We start from the raw sequence: 15,297 nt of genomic DNA, 5'->3' as shown, positions 1-15,297 counted from the left end.
CTTCTTTTTACTTTATATTCTCTTCTAAAGCATCTTTTTTAATATTCCAATGAGAAGTATTCCATACTACTAGCCCATCTTTTATGTATAACACTTGTGGTGATTCGTGCTTAATACTGTACTGTTCTGCAACACGATTCGAAACATCTCTCGCATCTTGCACGTATAAGTAATACGCTGGTACTTCTCTTTCTTCATTGCAGTACGCTTGAAACTCTGTGTATGCACCATGACTAATCGGGCATGTCGTACTATGTTTAAAAAGAACATAAGGCTCGTTCTTTTCTACTAAGACTTCAAGCTCTTCAATTGTTTCAAGTTTTGTCATATTCATCAAGATTCACCTCTCATACGAAATCTAGAGCGCTTCTCGTTCTTTTCAGCTTTTTTCTCAATTTTTTCTAATTTACGCTCTTCTTTTTCAACCTTCTTCTCTTGTCTCGATGCACGGTAATGATTGTATACTTCAATCGCCGCACTACTCCACTGTACAACTTGCGCTACTTTATCTGCATTATTTTCAATTTCGTCCGTAACAGACTCTGATACATTACGAAGTTTCGTATTTAAAGAATGGATTGTTGTTCCAATTCCATCTACACCTGCTACCACTTTATTTAATGATTGCGACTTCTGTTGAATATCATCAGCTAACGCATTTGTTTTATGTAATAATTGCTCCGTCTCTACACTAATTCCTTGCATTTGCTTTTCTAAACCTTCTAACGTGCTCGCAACGTTTTCTAACGTCTTCTGAACCGATAACAACGTTCTACATACATACACTACTAATACGGCAAAAGCAACCGCGATAATAGCCGCACTTACATATAAAAGAACTTGCATTTCATCACTTCCTTTATCTTTTTTCATACTTTATCCTATTATACAATCATTTTCCGTTTCATTCTAATCCCTATCTTTTCATTAGAATTTTCATACTTATTCGTTAACTTTAACATAAATGATTCAACAAATTCCACTAAGTAGGTTACAATAAGAAAGGATACATAATTAGTAGGGAGGCTTTACATATGAAAGATCCACGCATTGAAAAGTTAGCATACAATTTAATTAACTACTCTATTCGCTTACAAAAAGGCGAGAAAGTATTAATTGAAAACTTTGGCTTACAAAAGGAACTTGTAACTGCACTTGTAAAAGAAGCATATGCAGCTGGTGGTTTCCCATTCGTTTCTTTAAAAGATCATCAAGTAGATCGCTCTTTATTAATGGGTGCTACTGAAGAACATTTCGAACAAATCGCTGCATATGAAGCGAGCGTAATGAAAGATATGGACGCTTATATCGGGCTTCGCTCTGGCGACAACATTAACGAACAAGCTGACGTTCCAAGTGAGCGCATGAAAGTTCACGGTCAAACAGTTGGTAAAAAAGTTCATAGAGACATCCGTGTTCCGAAAACACGCTGGGTTGTTCTTCGCTACCCAAATGCTTCTATGGCACAGCTTGCTAAAATGAGCACAGAAGCTTTCGAAGACTTCTACTTCGAAGTATGTAACTTAGACTACGGTAAAATGGATAAGGCGATGGATAGCCTTGTTACATTAATGAATAAAACAGATAAAGTTCGCTTAACTAGTCCTGGAACTGACTTAACATTCTCTATTAAAGACATTCCAGCTATTAAATGCTCAGGTCATTTAAACATTCCAGACGGTGAAGTATACTCTGCACCAGTTCGTGATTCTGTTAACGGTACAGTTTCTTACAACACACCATCTCCTTACAACGGTTATACATTTGAAAATGTACAACTTAAGTTTGAGAACGGCCAAATCGTTGAAGCAACTGCAAACGATTCAGAGCGCATTAACAAAATCTTTGATACAGACGAAGGTGCACGCTACGTTGGTGAATTCGCAATTGGCGTAAACCCATACATCTTACATCCAATGGGAGACATCCTATTCGATGAAAAAATCGATGGCAGCTTCCATTTCACTCCTGGACAAGCTTACGACGATGCATGGAACGGCAACAACTCTAACATCCACTGGGATTTAGTATGCATCCAGCGCCCTGAATACGGCGGCGGCGAAATTTACTTCGACGACGTACTCATCCGTAAAGACGGACGCTTCGTTGTACCTGAACTAGAAGCTTTAAATCCTGAGAACTTAAAATAATAATAAAAACGCTCGGGATTTTTTCCGAGCGTTTTTTTATCTTCAATCTATATTGAGCTACTTTTCTCGCTTTTTGTTTGCTGGAAGTGAAAATAATACAAAAGCGCCACTGCAATAGTACCAATCAATATCGGAACATATAAAGGCAGATCCCATTTCATATATACTCTAGTGCAGCCAACAATCACGAACAAAATTTCCAAGCAAAACAAAGGTTTTACATATTTCATTTCTTCCCTACCATTTCTATTTTCACATTTGGATTTTCTTTTTCTACAAGTGATACAAACTGCGTCATATCTTGCGGCATCGCAATCATATGTACTTTGTATGCATTCGTCGTAATTTCAAGGGACTTCCCAACTTGACGAATTATTCTTATCTCTTTCAATACGATATCATCATTTAAAATACCGTACTTTAGCACGCCATTTTCTACTTTATGTTTTTTAATAAACACTTCCCAAACGAGTGGTACATTTACAATAAAGCATAAACCCATCCCAATTAATGCTGACATCCACTGCGCTTTATTTGCGACAATCATGACAATTGGATATACAAACATAAAAGCTAACGTGAGACTAACGAAAATTACTACTGACTTACTTCTTTGAATCGGAATGTTCATACACGCACCCCCCTAACCTAAATTATACCATTTTAGTTCATAAAAAAAGGCCATTTTTACACGACCTTTTTAAACAATATATCTATAAAATTTCTTATCCACCTGCAACACTGGAAAACTTTTTGGCAACTCGTCTATACTCACACTTTTGAAATTATTCTTTTCATAAAAACGATGCGCTGCTAAAAATTTCACTGTCGTTCCTAAGTAAATATCTTTCAGCTTTTTATTCTCAGCCCACGAAATTGCTGTTTGGAGCAACTTATGTGATGCACCCCATTCTTTTCCGCGAAATTCTTTTTTTACGAACATTTTTCTTAGCGCTACTTGCTGATTCTCAATATCTAACAAAGCTACTGTTCCAACTACTTTCCCACCATAAGTCGCAATCCAAAAGTTTCCATAATCCCTTTGATAGAACGTTTCTATTTCAAGTAAGTCTGGCTGCTCTTCTTTCGTAATTGGGACATTGTACTCTTTTTGCTGAATATGAACAATGAGATCTACTACCTCATCTTGAAACTTATATTCATAAGGAATAATACAAATCTGCTCGTTCATCGAATTTCCTTCCATTCTGAAGCTAGTAAACTATAAACAGCAATATCATGAAAATGATCATATATCCATTCATCATCTCTTAAAATACCATCTAATGTAAACCCTAAACGTTCTGGAATCGCGCGGCTTTTCACATTTTCAACACCGCACCTGATTTCAACTTTATTCAGCTTTAAATTTTCAAATGCATAATGAAGTACAGCCTTTACGCTACGCGTCATAATGCCTTTCCCACCAGCATCTTCTGTAAGATAATATCCAAGACTCGTCGCTTTCTTCCCCCAGCTTACCGGATGAATGCCTACCATTCCAACGAGCTTCCCTTTGTAGCGTATACCACTTTCAAAACCGTCTCCCTCTGCAAATTTCTTTAACCACATTGGAAAGATCTCATCATAAGCATCAGCGGATTTCGTCCCATCTACCCAAGGGAGCCACCTTCTTAAATGGTTACGATTTTGATCTAATAATTCATATAATTCCTCTTTATGATGTTTTTCTAATAGTTGTAGTTCAATTTCATCATCTACTCTGAGTGTGAACATGTTTTTTAACCCCTTTTTATTTTTCTTATTATTCTAACATATCAAAATAAATAATGTTAAATATTCACACTTTCTTTTGATTTTATTTGTATAAAACCGGAAGAATACAATACTCCCGTAACAACTAATATCATCCCTATACATTGTGCGGGTGTTATATTTACTCCTTCTATAAAAGAAATAAGCATTGTAACAACAGGCACTAAATTAAAAAATAAAGATGTTCTCGCTGCACCAATTTGAGCGATTTCTTCTAATGACATTCCAGTTTGCTTTAATGAATATAAGAATTTTAATAGACGCGCATCACCTTCTGTCTGCTGACGAATGCCGCTATTTCGCGTTGGTGGTGGTAATAAACCTAACTTCTCATAATAGCGCAAAGTATGAATCCCCATCCCTGTTAACTCTGCTACTTCACCGATTTTATACATGCTCTCTCCCCCTTGTTTTTACATATTTATCTTACAACCTAGAGTTAACTCTAGGTCAATACGCAAATAAAATGAAACTTTAATCAGTGGGGGTTTTACTGCCCACAAATAGCAGGATAAAATATGAACACAACAAAAAAGACGCACAGCCAAGCTATGCGTCTTTTCTATTACTTCTCTGCAACTTGAACTTCTTTTACGTAAGCTGCTTCGAATTTTTGGATGTCTCCTGCGCCCATGAAAATTAGAACGCCGTTTTTATGTTTCTTTAATACATCCGTTGTTGTATCTGTAATTAGTTCTGCACCGTCAATACGCTTTTGCAGATCTTCGATTGTTAAGTCACCTTTGTTTTCACGTGCTGATCCGAAAATATCACATAAGTATACTTGGTCAGCTTTGCTTAGGCTTTCTGCGAACTCATCTAAGAACTTTTCTGTACGTGAGAATGTATGTGGCTGGAATACAGCGACAACTTCACGCTCTGGGTGTTTTTGACGAGCAGCTTCAATCGTTGCGTTAATTTCTGTCGGATGGTGTGCGTAGTCATCGATGATAACTTGCTCTCCCATCGGCTTTTCATTAAAGCGACGTTTTACGCCTTCAAAAGTTGTTAATTGATGTTTAACTGCTTCTACATCAACATTTTCGTAATGGCAAATCGCGATTACTGCTAATGCATTTAATACGCTGTGGTTGCCGTATCCTGTAATTTTGAACGTGTCATAGTACGTATTACGAACGAATACATCGAATATTGTACCATCTGTTCTCTTTTGAATGTTACGTGCTTGGAAATCATTATCTTCTCCAAATCCATAGAAAATAACAGGTACTTTCGCTTGAATTTTTTGAAGTTCTTCATCATCACCACATGCAATAATACCCTTTTTCACTTGCAATGCCATCTCTTGGAATGCACCAAATACATCATTGATGTCTGCAAAATAATCTGGATGATCAAAATCAATATTTGTCATAATTGCATAGTCTGGATTGTAAGACAAGAAATGACGACGATACTCACAAGCTTCAAATACAAAATACTTACTATTTTCTACCCCATGCCCAGTTCCATCTCCAATAAGGTAAGATGTCGGGTGTGCACCTTGCATTACATGGGCTAACAAACCTGTTGTTGATGTTTTTCCATGTGCACCAGTTACAGCAACACTTGTGTATTGGTTCATAAGGTCACCTAAAAAGTGGTGGTAACGATGTACTGGGATGTTTAATTCTTTCGCTGCTACGATTTCTTCATGCGTATCAGGGAATGCATTTCCTGCAATAATCACTTGTCCTTCTTTAACATTATTTTTATCAAAAGGAAGGATTGAGATATTACGCTTTTCCAACGCTGTTTGTGTAAAGAAACGCTTTTCATAATCAGACCCTTGAACAGTATGCTTCATGTCATGAAGAATTTGTGCTAATGAACTCATTCCTGTTCCTTTAATTCCTACAAAATGGTAAACTGTCATCTTAAAGAACCTCCAACATTTCGAACTAATACAACGGCCTATCTATAAGACAGTATATGAATCTTTTCTTATTTTGGTAATCATCATACATTTTGATGTAGTGAAGTTATTCTTTCTCTTCACTTATCAGGATAAACTCGTACGTACTTCTTTGTATGCCCATATCAAGTCCATTATAGCAAAAAAGAAGCCGCTATACTATGATAACAGAAAAACTGATAGGGTCAATCACCTATCAGTTTTTCTCTCTTTTACATATCTTCTCTTGTTTCTAATTGAACACGCTCTAGACGTGGGTTTGGACGATATTTACGGCCAGCTTTCGCTTCTGGTTTTCCATTTAATTCTACGTTATCACCAGTAAAGCCAATATTCATTTTTAATAAGCTACTTCCTACCCCGTATATATCCACAGGCACGTTTTGAGCTTCAAATTCACGAATACGCTTCTCATCAAATCCACCAGTTACAACGATGTCTACATGCTGGAATCCTTCCTCATCAAGTGCTTTACGAAGTGCAAATACAAGCGATGGATTTACACCACGTGGATCGAATGTTCCAAGTACTTCTGGGTGACGAATGAAGTATTGATCAATCATTGTACGAGACGTATCGACACGCACACCTTTTAATGTTGATCCAAATTCACGCGCTACGCGAAGTGCATCTGTAATGACATCATTATTGTAATCAATTAATACAACTAATTCATCTTCTGGGAATTTCTTATGATATGCTTTTGCGGCTTCCACAACATCACCATTAAACATTTGAATTAATGCGTGAGGCATCGTCCCCATACCACTTCTGCCCCACCATTCATTCATCGCATGCGTCGCTTGTGCACTCATACCTCCGATGTATGCTGCATAACCGTCACCAGCTTGTTGTGTATAATGATCGTCACGGTCTCCCATGAAAATAACTGGTTTTTCTTTATCTACACTACGTGCAGCTTGGACAACGTTATATACGTTTGTCGCAACCGATGTACGACGAGCTAAAATCCCATCAATGACACCTTCTAAAAATCCGAAATTTTCATAAGGACCATGAATTGTTAACACTGTTTCAAATGGACTAATATTATCGCCATCTTTTAAAGAGTTAATTTCAAGTTCCTCAGGATTTTTAGCGAATGTTTGCAGCAATGCAATTACTTCATCTGTTCCGCAAAGAACTGCATTTTCCTTTTGGAAAAATTGCATCGTTACAACACTTTTCGGGCGAAATTCTTCAATGATTTCTCTAGTCTTTAAAAAGTAAACGGCAGAGAACCAACCTTCTCCAACACGTTCGTCAAATTTAAATGTTCTATTTGTTAGTCTATTTATTTCACCTTTTAATTTTAATTCAATTTCTTTCATGTCGCTTTACTCCCTACTTTACTATCCAACATTTTCTCTTAGTATACAGCAAAACCGTTTACTATATATTTGTTTCCTGCATAGCAGCGAATTCATCCTCAGAAATAAGGACATCTCTCGGTTTCGTTCCTCTTCCTTCAGAAATAATCCCTTGCGATTCCATCTCTTCAATGAGACGTGCCGCGCGATTATAACCGATGCGGAATTTTCGCTGTACAGAAGATGTGGACGCTCCCCCTTGTTCTACAACAAATTGACATGCATCTAAAAATAGTTCATCTTCCGACTCACTCTGTTCTGATTTTGCTAATAAATCCTCTTGCTTAAATAAGTAATTCGGCTTCATTTGCTTTTTCACATGATCAACTGTTTTTTCAATCTCATCATCCGATACATATACACCTTGTACACGAACTGGCTTAGATGTACCGTTCCCTAAGAATAACATATCACCACGGCCAAGTAATTTTTCCGCGCCACCAATATCGATAATCGTACGCGAATCAACTTGAGATGATACAGTAAACGCTATACGCGTTGGAATATTTGATTTAATTAAACCTGTAATAACATCTACCGATGGACGCTGCGTCGCAACTAATAAGTGAATACCACAAGCACGAGCTTTTTGGGCAATACGACAAATCGCTTCCTCAACATCACCAGGTGCCACCATCATTAAATCAGCTAACTCGTCAATGACGATAACAATGTAAGGTAATGTCTCACCCGGAATTTCTCGCTCGCTTACAATCGTATTATAACGCGTTAAATCACGAGCACCAGCATGCGCGAACAATTCATAACGGCGTTCCATCTCTTCAACTGCCCACTTTAATGCAGCTGTAGCTGCTTTTACATCCGTAATAACAGGTGCTACAAGATGCGGAACAGAATTATATGGTGCAAGCTCAACCATCTTCGGATCAATTAGTATTAACTTCACTTCATGTGGCTTCGCTTTATATAAAATACTCGTTAAAATTGCGTTAATACACACACTTTTACCAGAACCCGTTGCACCCGCAATAAGTCCGTGTGGCATTTTTCGAATATCCGTTACAATTGGATCACCAGAAATATCAAGTCCAAGCGCAACAGTAAGTGGTGATTCACTCTTTGTAAACACAGGACTTCTTAAAATTTCACGAAGAAATACTGGCTTACTTTCTTTATTTGGAACTTCAATTCCAATCGCACTCTTCCCTGGAATTGGTGCTTCAATACGAATATCTTTCGCAGCTAAACTCAGCTTAATATCATCACTTAAGTTTGTAATTTTATTTACTTTCACACCTGGATCTGGCTGTACTTCAAAACGAGTTACTGCCGGCCCTTGCGATACATTAATAACATGTGCTCCAACATGGAAATTATTAAACGTTGTATCTAACAATTCTTTTTGCTCTTCCAACCATTCCGTATTATCTAACGCTGACTGTTGCGGGATTGACAATAATGCTAATGGCGGAACGGTATATGTTGGTGGTGTTTGTAATACATTTCGCATATCGTTCTCTCTTTGATTTACAACATATGCTTTCTCTTGTGGTTCTGTACTTGAACTTGGCTTTTGTACTTGCCCTGCAACCATTTGTTGTACTGGTCTTTCTTCCACTCGTGATTCTACTACCATTTGTTGCACTGGTTGTTCTTCCATTCGTGATTCTACTACCATTTGTTGCGCTGGTTGTTCTTCCACTTGTGGTTCTACTACCACTTGCTGCATTGGCTTTTCTTCCACTTGTGGCTCTACTACCACTTGCTGCATTGGCTTTTCTTCCACTTGTGGTTCTACTACCACTTGCTGTATTGGTTTCTCTTCCACTTGTGGTTCTACTACCACTTGTTGCACTGGTGTTTCTTCCACTCGTGATTCTACCACCACTTGCTGCATTGGTTTCTCTTCCACTTGTGGTTCCACTACCACTTGTTGCACTGGTATTTCTTCCACTCGTGATTCTACCACCACTTGCTGCATTGGTTTCTCTTCCACCTGTGGTTCCACTACCACTTGTTGCACTGGTGTTTCTTCTACTTGTTGTACAGGCCTATTCTCTACTCGCTCACTCATAGAAGATTGCATTGCATTTGCTCTAGCCGAATGTCTTTCCATTAATCTCTTTCTGTCTTGTTTCAACATAACAACATTAAATGGTACATGACGCTTTTTCTCACGTTTTGGCTCTTCTTTTTGCACAATTGGTTGTTCTTTAGTAACTGGCGCTTCTTCCGCAACTGGTTGTTCTTCCACGACTGGCCCTTCTTCTACAACTGGTTGTTCTTCAGCGACTGGCGCTTCTTCTACAACTGGTTGTTCTTCAGCGACTAGCGCTTCTTCTGCAACTGGTTGTCCTTCAGCGACTAGCGCTTCTTCTACAACTGGTTGTTCTTCAGCGACTGGCGCTTCTTCTACAACTAGTTTACTTTCCTCTGTTTCTGCAATTAAAACATTCGCAAAACTTTGGACATCTTCCTTCGTTTGTTCATCAGCCTCAGCAACATGTATGAATTCATTTTTTTGTTCAATTGCTTCATCTAATACCATTTCTTGCTGCGTTTCCTCAAGTTCTACAATTGCTTCTACTTCAGACCCCTCTGTTTCTGCAATTACTTCTGCTTCTTCAGTTTCTTCTGCTTCCACCACTACTTCTGCTTCTTCAGTTTCTTCTGCTTCCACCACTACTTCTGCTTCTTCAGTTTTTTCTGCTTCCACCACTACTTCTGCTTCTTCAGTTTCTTCTGCTTCCGCCATTACTTCTGCAACTTCTCCAAACTCTTCTGGTATTTCCACAATGATTGTTTCTTCAAGTTTTTCTTCTACTTTGACAATCACTGATTCTTCTGGATTTTGCTTTTCTACTTCCATAATAGGTTGTTCTATCTCTGTATTACGTTTAATTTCTTCTGATAATATTGTATCCTCGTGCTCTACTTTGGAATCTACTAATTCCTCTTGTAAAATGTTTTCGTTTAGCACCACTACATCTTTTTCTTGCTCTGCATCTTCCATACGCTCAGCTACCGTTTTATGAAGTAATTCATCCGCTGAAACTTCCTGCGGTGTATTTATTTCTTGAATTACTTCTTTTTCTTCTACTACTGGCTCTTGGCGCTCAATTTCATAACCGTTTTTCTCGAGCCATTGATCAACAACTGACTTTTCTTCCTTTTTACTCTGTTGACCTTGCTGATCAACGTCTTGATGACTAGAAGAAGTCGGTGCTTTTCCTTCTGAGAAATAAGATAATGTATACCCTTTTTTCTCTAACCATGCATCAACGACTGATTTGCCCTCTACAGATATTTCAAGATCTTCTCTTTCCTTTTCTTCCTCCTGCTTTTCTTCCTTTTTCTCTACTGAAGGACGATTATATCCATAAATCGGCGAAATCATTTCTGTTGGACGAAATGGTCTACGGCTACTTTCTTGCGGCGATACAGATACTTTTTTTACGACTGGCTCTGGATCCGGTTCATATTGCACTTCCGGCTCTTCGTATGTAGAAACTGCATTCTCCACATACTGCCGTCTACTTCTCTCCACTTTTATTCCTCTTTGAGTAGGCTGCTCTTCGTATATACCTCTTTGAACAGGTTGTTCTTCAAAGTGAGGTAATTCTCTTACGTCATCCTCATCAAATCCATCATCTGGTATTAATGGAAAACGGCATTTACCTGCATTTCTGCTTGCCATCTGTGCTTCTCTTGCTTCAGTGTAGTGGTTTACACGAGGAATTTTCGGCTGACTTTCAATTTGTTTCATTGCTTCTTTATTCATCGCTGTTTGTTCTTCCTCTTTGTTAAACAGCTTTTTCATCCAATCTAACATGCTTACCACTCTTTCTACTAAATAGTAACATCCTTTATTGTATCAGCATTCGGCAAAAAGTGCAGGTAAAATTAAGCATGTCATATTTATCCATAACATTCTAATTTACGATTGTTTTCATATAGAAAAAAGCAGCCTTCCATGTAAGACTGCTTTTAAGCTTTACTCTTCCGATATTCATCTACACTATCTGTTACACTTTGCAGTAAAGAATTTACATACTGCGGGTCAGATAATTTTTTATCTTCATCCTGATTGGACATAAACCCGAGCTCTAATAGTACGCCAGGAACTTTCGCCCAATTAAATCCAGAAAGGTCATCCCTAAATTTAATCCCATTTACTTTCACCTGATTGTTTTCTCTCATTTTATTTACTATCTTTTGCGAGATTTGAAGACTTTCTGCATAAATCTCTTTCGTATAGGGACTTCCTTCTGCTGGCGTCAATACAGCAAACCCACTTTGATTTGGATTTTCAGAGCCATCTGCATGAAGGCGTAAAAATAAATCTGCCTTATGATCGTTTGCGAATGTCGCACGTTCTTTATTGCTTATATCAACATCTTGTGACGTTCTCGTCATTACTACTTGTATCCCTTTTGCTTCAAGCTTTTCTTTTAATAAAAAAGACATTTCTAATACAAGTACAGCCTCTCTCTTTTTCGTCACAACACCCGTTGTACCATCTGTCACTTTATATTTTTGAGTCGTTGCCCCTGGTCCAATCGGTTCTAAATTTAAATTTGCTTTTTGTTGATGCCCTGGATCAATAACGACGAGAAACTTTCCTTGTTTTTCATTACTCTCTACTTTTTGTTCATTATTTTGCATAAGTTGCTCAGTTGGCTTCACCGGCGTATTTTCCTCTTTCTTTTCCTCGGCCGATACTTCCTCCCGCTTAGTTTCTGCTTGTTCATTCGTTTGAATTGTTTGCGATTCTTCTTTTTTTTCTTGTTCTTCTTGCTGCTTTTCTACCGGTGCTTCTTTCTTATCATCTTTACTATTTTCTTGTGTAGAAGATAATGTTTCTTTTTTCGACTGTTCTTGTGAACAACCTCCCATATATATTCCAATGAATGCAGTCATGACCATTATTTTTATATACTTCATGCTTCTCTCCCATCACTTTGCACCGGACTCAAAGTTTTTCTTATAATTGTTTTATAACCTCATCCATACTTCCAATATAAACAGGCTGCCACGTTTCTGTACCACGCTCTGCCGTATAGACTGGATAAGCGTCATCATCCACATTCACGAAAACTGGATCACCCATATCTGTTTCATATCCAATAACAATCCATTTTTCTTGCCATTTTCCACTTTCATTGCTTCTTAATGAATTTTTATGTTTATCATATCGATAACCGATCTGTCCTTTTTCCAGTTCATCTTCACTAAATACATATATTTCATAAGTACCTAGCTCAACATCTTGCTGTTGTGAAGTTTCAATTCGTTTTAGAAGTTCTGCGATTTTTGGTTGTTGTTTCATACGTTTATCCCCTTCTATTTTTCTAAATTTTAACTAGATTGTTTATAAAATACAATATAGATTTTTTTAAAAAAGGTGACACCCTTATCATATTAACGATTTTTTGAGTATATCTATCACAACTCTCAATATATCAACGATTTTTTAAATATATCTATCACAACTCTCAATATATCAACGATTCAATACGAAATTTCGACTTACCGACAAAGAATGATAAAAAGAAAAGAGAGGCTGTCCAAAAGGACAACCTCTCTTTTCTTATATCAATTAAAATTTAAACTCTTGTCCAACTTCAAAGCTATCTTCTAATACAAGAATACCTTTTTCTTGTGGAGCGTCTGGAAGCTCTAATTCACGTGCAGAGCAGATCATTCCAGAAGAAGGAACACCGCGAAGCTCAGCTGGCTTAATTAACATACCACTTGGCATAACAGCGCCGATTTTTGCAACGACAACTTTTTGTCCTGCATCAACGTTTGGTGCACCACATACGATTTGTAATGTTTCTGTACCGATTTCTACTGTACAAATGTTTAATTTATCAGCATTTGGGTGCTTTTCTTTTTCAGCTACATAACCTACAACAAATTTTGGAGAAAGATCCGCTTCTACTTTTTCTTCAAAGCCGTTCTTCGCTAAAATTTCGTTGATTGTTTCTACAAGCTCTTTCGTTAATGTCAGGTTACCTGTTTCTTTTACTTCTAAGTAAGAAGATGCATTAAAGATGTTGAATCCTGCTGTTACATTGCTTTCACGATCGTATACGCGTGCAACATCTCCTTTGCGATCAAAAGTACGGTTCTCTAAAGTAATATCTTGTAAGGCAACAATTAAAGTGTCACCAATTCCTTCAAGGTTATAAAAAACGTTCACTTCGTTCATCCTTTCTCTTTTCCATCTGTCTTCTTCCGATTCTTCGCTAAAATAAAGATTGGTTCAAAGTCCCCATCTTCATAAACGAATGAAAGTGATGTAATCGGAACATGCCCTTCGGCAAAAAATTTCATTGTCATTTGTGCAATAATATCATAACCGATTTCGTTGACGATATCAGCAATAATTAATACGTCTTGGTGAGGAACAGCAACAACCATGTCACCAGAGATCTTTTCACGCATCGATTGTAGTAACGTTTCGTTTAAAATACGACTCGCATCATACCCATCATTTGTGTTTAAAAAGTAGAATGTATTATCCGCTACTGTGTCCTGCTTAAATTCATAACCTAATGAGCGAGCATTAAATAATGCCATTTCGCGCACTTGCTGCTCTGTAAGCTCTAATTTTTGTAATAAGCGCTCATCAATTAGGCGATACGTTTTATTAGAATCTAGCGCGTAATAAATACGTGTTTCCGCCGTATGATCCGTCATAATAAACGGATTTCCTTCTTCTGATTGTTTTGGGAAAGAAGTAGAGCGAATAACAGGTAAAATTTTCGCCGTGCTATTTTCTTCTCTATGCATTGCAATTAACGCTTCTTGTACATAATAAGCAACCTCTTCAATCGCCTTTTCTTTGTTCACTTCCCATTTCGCTACTACTCCTGGAAGTGATACGTTAATACCTTTTTTCGAGTTTATTTGTTCAATACGAAGAACTTCTTTCTCGCTATCATAATGAAAATCCCATTCTGGTCGAGATAATTTCTTCATTAACTCGTCTTTCATCTTTTTACTTGTCATTTTCATCTCTTTTTCCTCCCTTCCAAAAAAATAACCTCCCCCGCGAAGGTAGAGGTTGTTTTTACAATTCAATTGGCTAATTGTTTTATTTTAAACCTTCAATAAACTCTTCGATTTGCTCTTGTGTTTTACGATCTTTGTTTACATAGCGTCCAGTTTCTTCACCTTTATTGTACGCTACAAAGCTCGGAATGCCAAATACGTCTAATTTTACGCATAGATCAATAAACTCATCACGATCTACATAGTAAAATGAGAAATCACTATACTTCTCTTCTACTTCTGGCATAAATGGATCAACGAAACGGCAATCTGGGCACCATTCTGCTGAGAACATGAAGACTACATTCTCTTCATTTTTTAATTCTTGGAATTGTTCCATGCTTTCTAATGATTTCATCTATATTTCCTCCTCTAATGCGTGCACTTTTTTCACACTATAATCTTTTCTTTATACTACCATACATCGTACACGGTGCAAGGTTTATGCTTGCTTTTTATCATACTTATATTGTCCAACGAGTAACTTAACAACGTGTACAAATAATTCCGTTCGATCGACATAATCGTCTGTAAAAATACCGATAGCACCTTCGTGACTACGAATATCTTTCCGCTCTACAAACTCTTCCATCACTTCACTTAACTCTTTACCATCTTCAAGAGGCGTTAAAAAATCGTCTGGTAACTTAATACGTGCTCCTCCGGCAACGAATATCTTATCGTCACTCGTTGCGAGTGCGCCCCAGTTACACATAAATAAACCGTGATCCGTTTTCATCACGCCGCCTTCTAACCCAATACCAATTTGAGCTTCTCCTTCTTGCAATGCTCGCTTCGCTCTATTAATTGCTCCTTGCATCGTCTCTTCATCTGAAAATGGCTGTGCCGATACTCCCGATGGGACAGAAAGAGATGTAATTTCAGCATCTTTCCATACCTTCTCCACAGCCCCAACCTTCGTTTTATTCTTCGATCCAACTACTACCTTCATTTCATTCACCTCTATAAGAATTCATTATTCTGTTCTAATATCCACTTCAGCACAAATGAAGTGCCAACCACTACCACACACCACCAAGGAACCCCTTCTACCTATAGTAGAAGG

The 15,297-nt window shown here is 37.6% G+C and carries 16 protein-coding genes and 2 pseudogenes; 1 reads left to right on the top strand and 17 read right to left on the bottom strand.

Features of this window, described 5'->3' with window-relative positions; genetic code table 11:
• Nucleotides 1-7: 7 nt before the first annotated feature.
• Together ytxJ and JDS95_RS09750 are read right to left on the bottom strand one after the other, a co-directional pair.
• Nucleotides 8-334 (bottom strand): bacillithiol system redox-active protein YtxJ, encoded by a 327-nt coding sequence (gene ytxJ / locus JDS95_RS09755; protein ID WP_001057464.1) that lies wholly within the window; start codon nucleotides 332-334, stop codon nucleotides 8-10.
• Nucleotides 334-846 carry a DUF948 domain-containing protein gene (locus JDS95_RS09750; RefSeq protein WP_033657337.1) on the bottom strand — a complete coding sequence of 171 codons (513 nt, stop codon included), beginning with the start codon at nucleotides 844-846 and terminating at the stop codon, nucleotides 334-336. The genes ytxJ and JDS95_RS09750 overlap by 1 nt, the downstream gene beginning before the upstream one ends.
• 188 nt (nucleotides 847-1,034) lie before the next feature.
• Between JDS95_RS09750 and JDS95_RS09745 the strand changes: the two genes are divergently transcribed.
• On the top strand, nucleotides 1,035-2,150 hold the full coding sequence (locus JDS95_RS09745) for an aminopeptidase (RefSeq protein ID WP_199690438.1): 1,116 nt from the start codon (nucleotides 1,035-1,037) through the stop codon (nucleotides 2,148-2,150).
• 47 nt (nucleotides 2,151-2,197) lie between these two features.
• Here the strand turns inward: JDS95_RS09745 and JDS95_RS09740 are convergent, their stop codons facing one another.
• The 15 genes and pseudogenes from JDS95_RS09740 to JDS95_RS09670 form a co-directional block, all read right to left on the bottom strand.
• Nucleotides 2,198-2,380, bottom strand: a complete 183-nt coding sequence (locus tag JDS95_RS09740) for a hypothetical protein (RefSeq protein WP_081339638.1) — start codon at nucleotides 2,378-2,380, stop codon at nucleotides 2,198-2,200.
• Nucleotides 2,377-2,781 carry a PH domain-containing protein gene (locus JDS95_RS09735; protein ID WP_085450537.1) on the bottom strand — a complete coding sequence of 135 codons (405 nt, stop codon included), beginning with the start codon at nucleotides 2,779-2,781 and terminating at the stop codon, nucleotides 2,377-2,379. The genes JDS95_RS09740 and JDS95_RS09735 overlap by 4 nt, the downstream gene beginning before the upstream one ends.
• Nucleotides 2,782-2,850: 69 nt before the next feature.
• Nucleotides 2,851-3,342 carry a GNAT family N-acetyltransferase gene (locus JDS95_RS09730; protein WP_001005258.1) on the bottom strand — a complete coding sequence of 164 codons (492 nt, stop codon included), beginning with the start codon at nucleotides 3,340-3,342 and terminating at the stop codon, nucleotides 2,851-2,853.
• Nucleotides 3,339-3,887, bottom strand: coding sequence for a GNAT family N-acetyltransferase (locus tag JDS95_RS09725; RefSeq protein ID WP_000494650.1), 549 nt, complete (start codon nucleotides 3,885-3,887; stop codon nucleotides 3,339-3,341). Before JDS95_RS09725 ends, JDS95_RS09730 begins: the two co-directional genes overlap by 4 nt.
• A 56-nt stretch (nucleotides 3,888-3,943) precedes the next feature.
• A pseudogene (locus JDS95_RS31830) lies at nucleotides 3,944-4,135 on the bottom strand (EamA/RhaT family transporter); the annotation flags it as partial.
• Nucleotides 4,118-4,321: pseudogene (locus JDS95_RS31825) on the bottom strand (MerR family transcriptional regulator); the annotation flags it as partial. The pseudogenes JDS95_RS31830 and JDS95_RS31825, both read right to left, overlap by 18 nt.
• Before the next feature lie 170 nt (nucleotides 4,322-4,491).
• Complete coding sequence (murC, locus tag JDS95_RS09710; RefSeq protein WP_000219458.1) at nucleotides 4,492-5,802, bottom strand: UDP-N-acetylmuramate--L-alanine ligase; 1,311 nt, start codon at nucleotides 5,800-5,802, stop codon at nucleotides 4,492-4,494.
• A 251-nt stretch (nucleotides 5,803-6,053) separates the two neighbouring features.
• On the bottom strand, nucleotides 6,054-7,172 hold the full coding sequence (locus tag JDS95_RS09705) for a nicotinate phosphoribosyltransferase (protein ID WP_000658381.1): 1,119 nt from the start codon (nucleotides 7,170-7,172) through the stop codon (nucleotides 6,054-6,056).
• A 61-nt stretch (nucleotides 7,173-7,233) separates the two neighbouring features.
• Nucleotides 7,234-11,004, bottom strand: coding sequence for a DNA translocase FtsK (locus JDS95_RS09700; protein ID WP_144467198.1), 3,771 nt, complete (start codon nucleotides 11,002-11,004; stop codon nucleotides 7,234-7,236).
• A 155-nt stretch (nucleotides 11,005-11,159) separates the two neighbouring features.
• Nucleotides 11,160-12,116, bottom strand: coding sequence for an N-acetylmuramoyl-L-alanine amidase (locus JDS95_RS09695; RefSeq protein WP_000874073.1), 957 nt, complete (start codon nucleotides 12,114-12,116; stop codon nucleotides 11,160-11,162).
• A gap of 40 nt (nucleotides 12,117-12,156) precedes the next feature.
• Nucleotides 12,157-12,501, bottom strand: a complete 345-nt coding sequence (locus tag JDS95_RS09690) for a hypothetical protein (protein WP_000813354.1) — start codon at nucleotides 12,499-12,501, stop codon at nucleotides 12,157-12,159.
• A gap of 270 nt (nucleotides 12,502-12,771) precedes the next feature.
• A complete protein-coding gene (gene ytpR, locus JDS95_RS09685; protein ID WP_001006772.1) occupies nucleotides 12,772-13,386 on the bottom strand; it encodes a YtpR family tRNA-binding protein in 615 nt (204 codons plus the stop codon).
• Entirely contained in the window at nucleotides 13,383-14,195 is an 813-nt protein-coding gene (locus JDS95_RS09680) for a DUF1444 domain-containing protein (RefSeq protein WP_000784590.1), read from the bottom strand. Before JDS95_RS09680 ends, ytpR begins: the two co-directional genes overlap by 4 nt.
• A 79-nt stretch (nucleotides 14,196-14,274) precedes the next feature.
• Complete coding sequence (locus JDS95_RS09675) at nucleotides 14,275-14,589, bottom strand: thioredoxin family protein (RefSeq protein WP_000838192.1); 315 nt, start codon at nucleotides 14,587-14,589, stop codon at nucleotides 14,275-14,277.
• Between the two features lie 84 nt (nucleotides 14,590-14,673).
• Nucleotides 14,674-15,183, bottom strand: coding sequence for a DUF84 family protein (locus tag JDS95_RS09670; protein ID WP_000869945.1), 510 nt, complete (start codon nucleotides 15,181-15,183; stop codon nucleotides 14,674-14,676).
• Between the last annotated feature and the right edge of the window lie 114 nt (nucleotides 15,184-15,297).

Origin of the sequence: Bacillus cereus group sp. N24 (genome assembly GCF_016483345.1) — a bacterium.
Taxonomy (GTDB): Bacteria; Bacillota; Bacilli; order Bacillales; family Bacillaceae_G; genus Bacillus_A; species Bacillus_A toyonensis.
The sequence above is the reverse complement of the archived record's forward strand: the minus strand, read 5'-3'. Positions and strand labels throughout refer to the sequence as shown.

What these genes read in the sequence shown, in the direction of transcription:
- ytxJ (WP_001057464.1), bottom strand. Translation starts at nt 334, where the DNA reads ATGAATATGACAAAACTTGAAACAATTGAAGAGCTTGAAGTCTTAGTA.
- JDS95_RS09750 (WP_033657337.1), bottom strand. Translation starts at nt 846, where the DNA reads ATGCAAGTTCTTTTATATGTAAGTGCGGCTATTATCGCGGTTGCTTTT.
- JDS95_RS09745 (WP_199690438.1), top strand. Translation starts at nt 1,035, where the DNA reads ATGAAAGATCCACGCATTGAAAAGTTAGCATACAATTTAATTAACTAC.
- JDS95_RS09740 (WP_081339638.1), bottom strand. Translation starts at nt 2,380, where the DNA reads ATGAAATATGTAAAACCTTTGTTTTGCTTGGAAATTTTGTTCGTGATT.
- JDS95_RS09735 (WP_085450537.1), bottom strand. Translation starts at nt 2,781, where the DNA reads ATGAACATTCCGATTCAAAGAAGTAAGTCAGTAGTAATTTTCGTTAGT.
- JDS95_RS09730 (WP_001005258.1), bottom strand. Translation starts at nt 3,342, where the DNA reads ATGAACGAGCAGATTTGTATTATTCCTTATGAATATAAGTTTCAAGAT.
- JDS95_RS09725 (WP_000494650.1), bottom strand. Translation starts at nt 3,887, where the DNA reads ATGTTCACACTCAGAGTAGATGATGAAATTGAACTACAACTATTAGAA.
- murC (WP_000219458.1), bottom strand. Translation starts at nt 5,802, where the DNA reads ATGACAGTTTACCATTTTGTAGGAATTAAAGGAACAGGAATGAGTTCA.
- JDS95_RS09705 (WP_000658381.1), bottom strand. Translation starts at nt 7,172, where the DNA reads ATGAAAGAAATTGAATTAAAATTAAAAGGTGAAATAAATAGACTAACA.
- JDS95_RS09700 (WP_144467198.1), bottom strand. Translation starts at nt 11,004, where the DNA reads ATGTTAGATTGGATGAAAAAGCTGTTTAACAAAGAGGAAGAACAAACA.
- JDS95_RS09695 (WP_000874073.1), bottom strand. Translation starts at nt 12,116, where the DNA reads ATGAAGTATATAAAAATAATGGTCATGACTGCATTCATTGGAATATAT.
- JDS95_RS09690 (WP_000813354.1), bottom strand. Translation starts at nt 12,501, where the DNA reads ATGAAACAACAACCAAAAATCGCAGAACTTCTAAAACGAATTGAAACT.
- ytpR (WP_001006772.1), bottom strand. Translation starts at nt 13,386, where the DNA reads ATGAACGAAGTGAACGTTTTTTATAACCTTGAAGGAATTGGTGACACT.
- JDS95_RS09680 (WP_000784590.1), bottom strand. Translation starts at nt 14,195, where the DNA reads ATGAAAATGACAAGTAAAAAGATGAAAGACGAGTTAATGAAGAAATTA.
- JDS95_RS09675 (WP_000838192.1), bottom strand. Translation starts at nt 14,589, where the DNA reads ATGAAATCATTAGAAAGCATGGAACAATTCCAAGAATTAAAAAATGAA.
- JDS95_RS09670 (WP_000869945.1), bottom strand. Translation starts at nt 15,183, where the DNA reads ATGAAGGTAGTAGTTGGATCGAAGAATAAAACGAAGGTTGGGGCTGTG.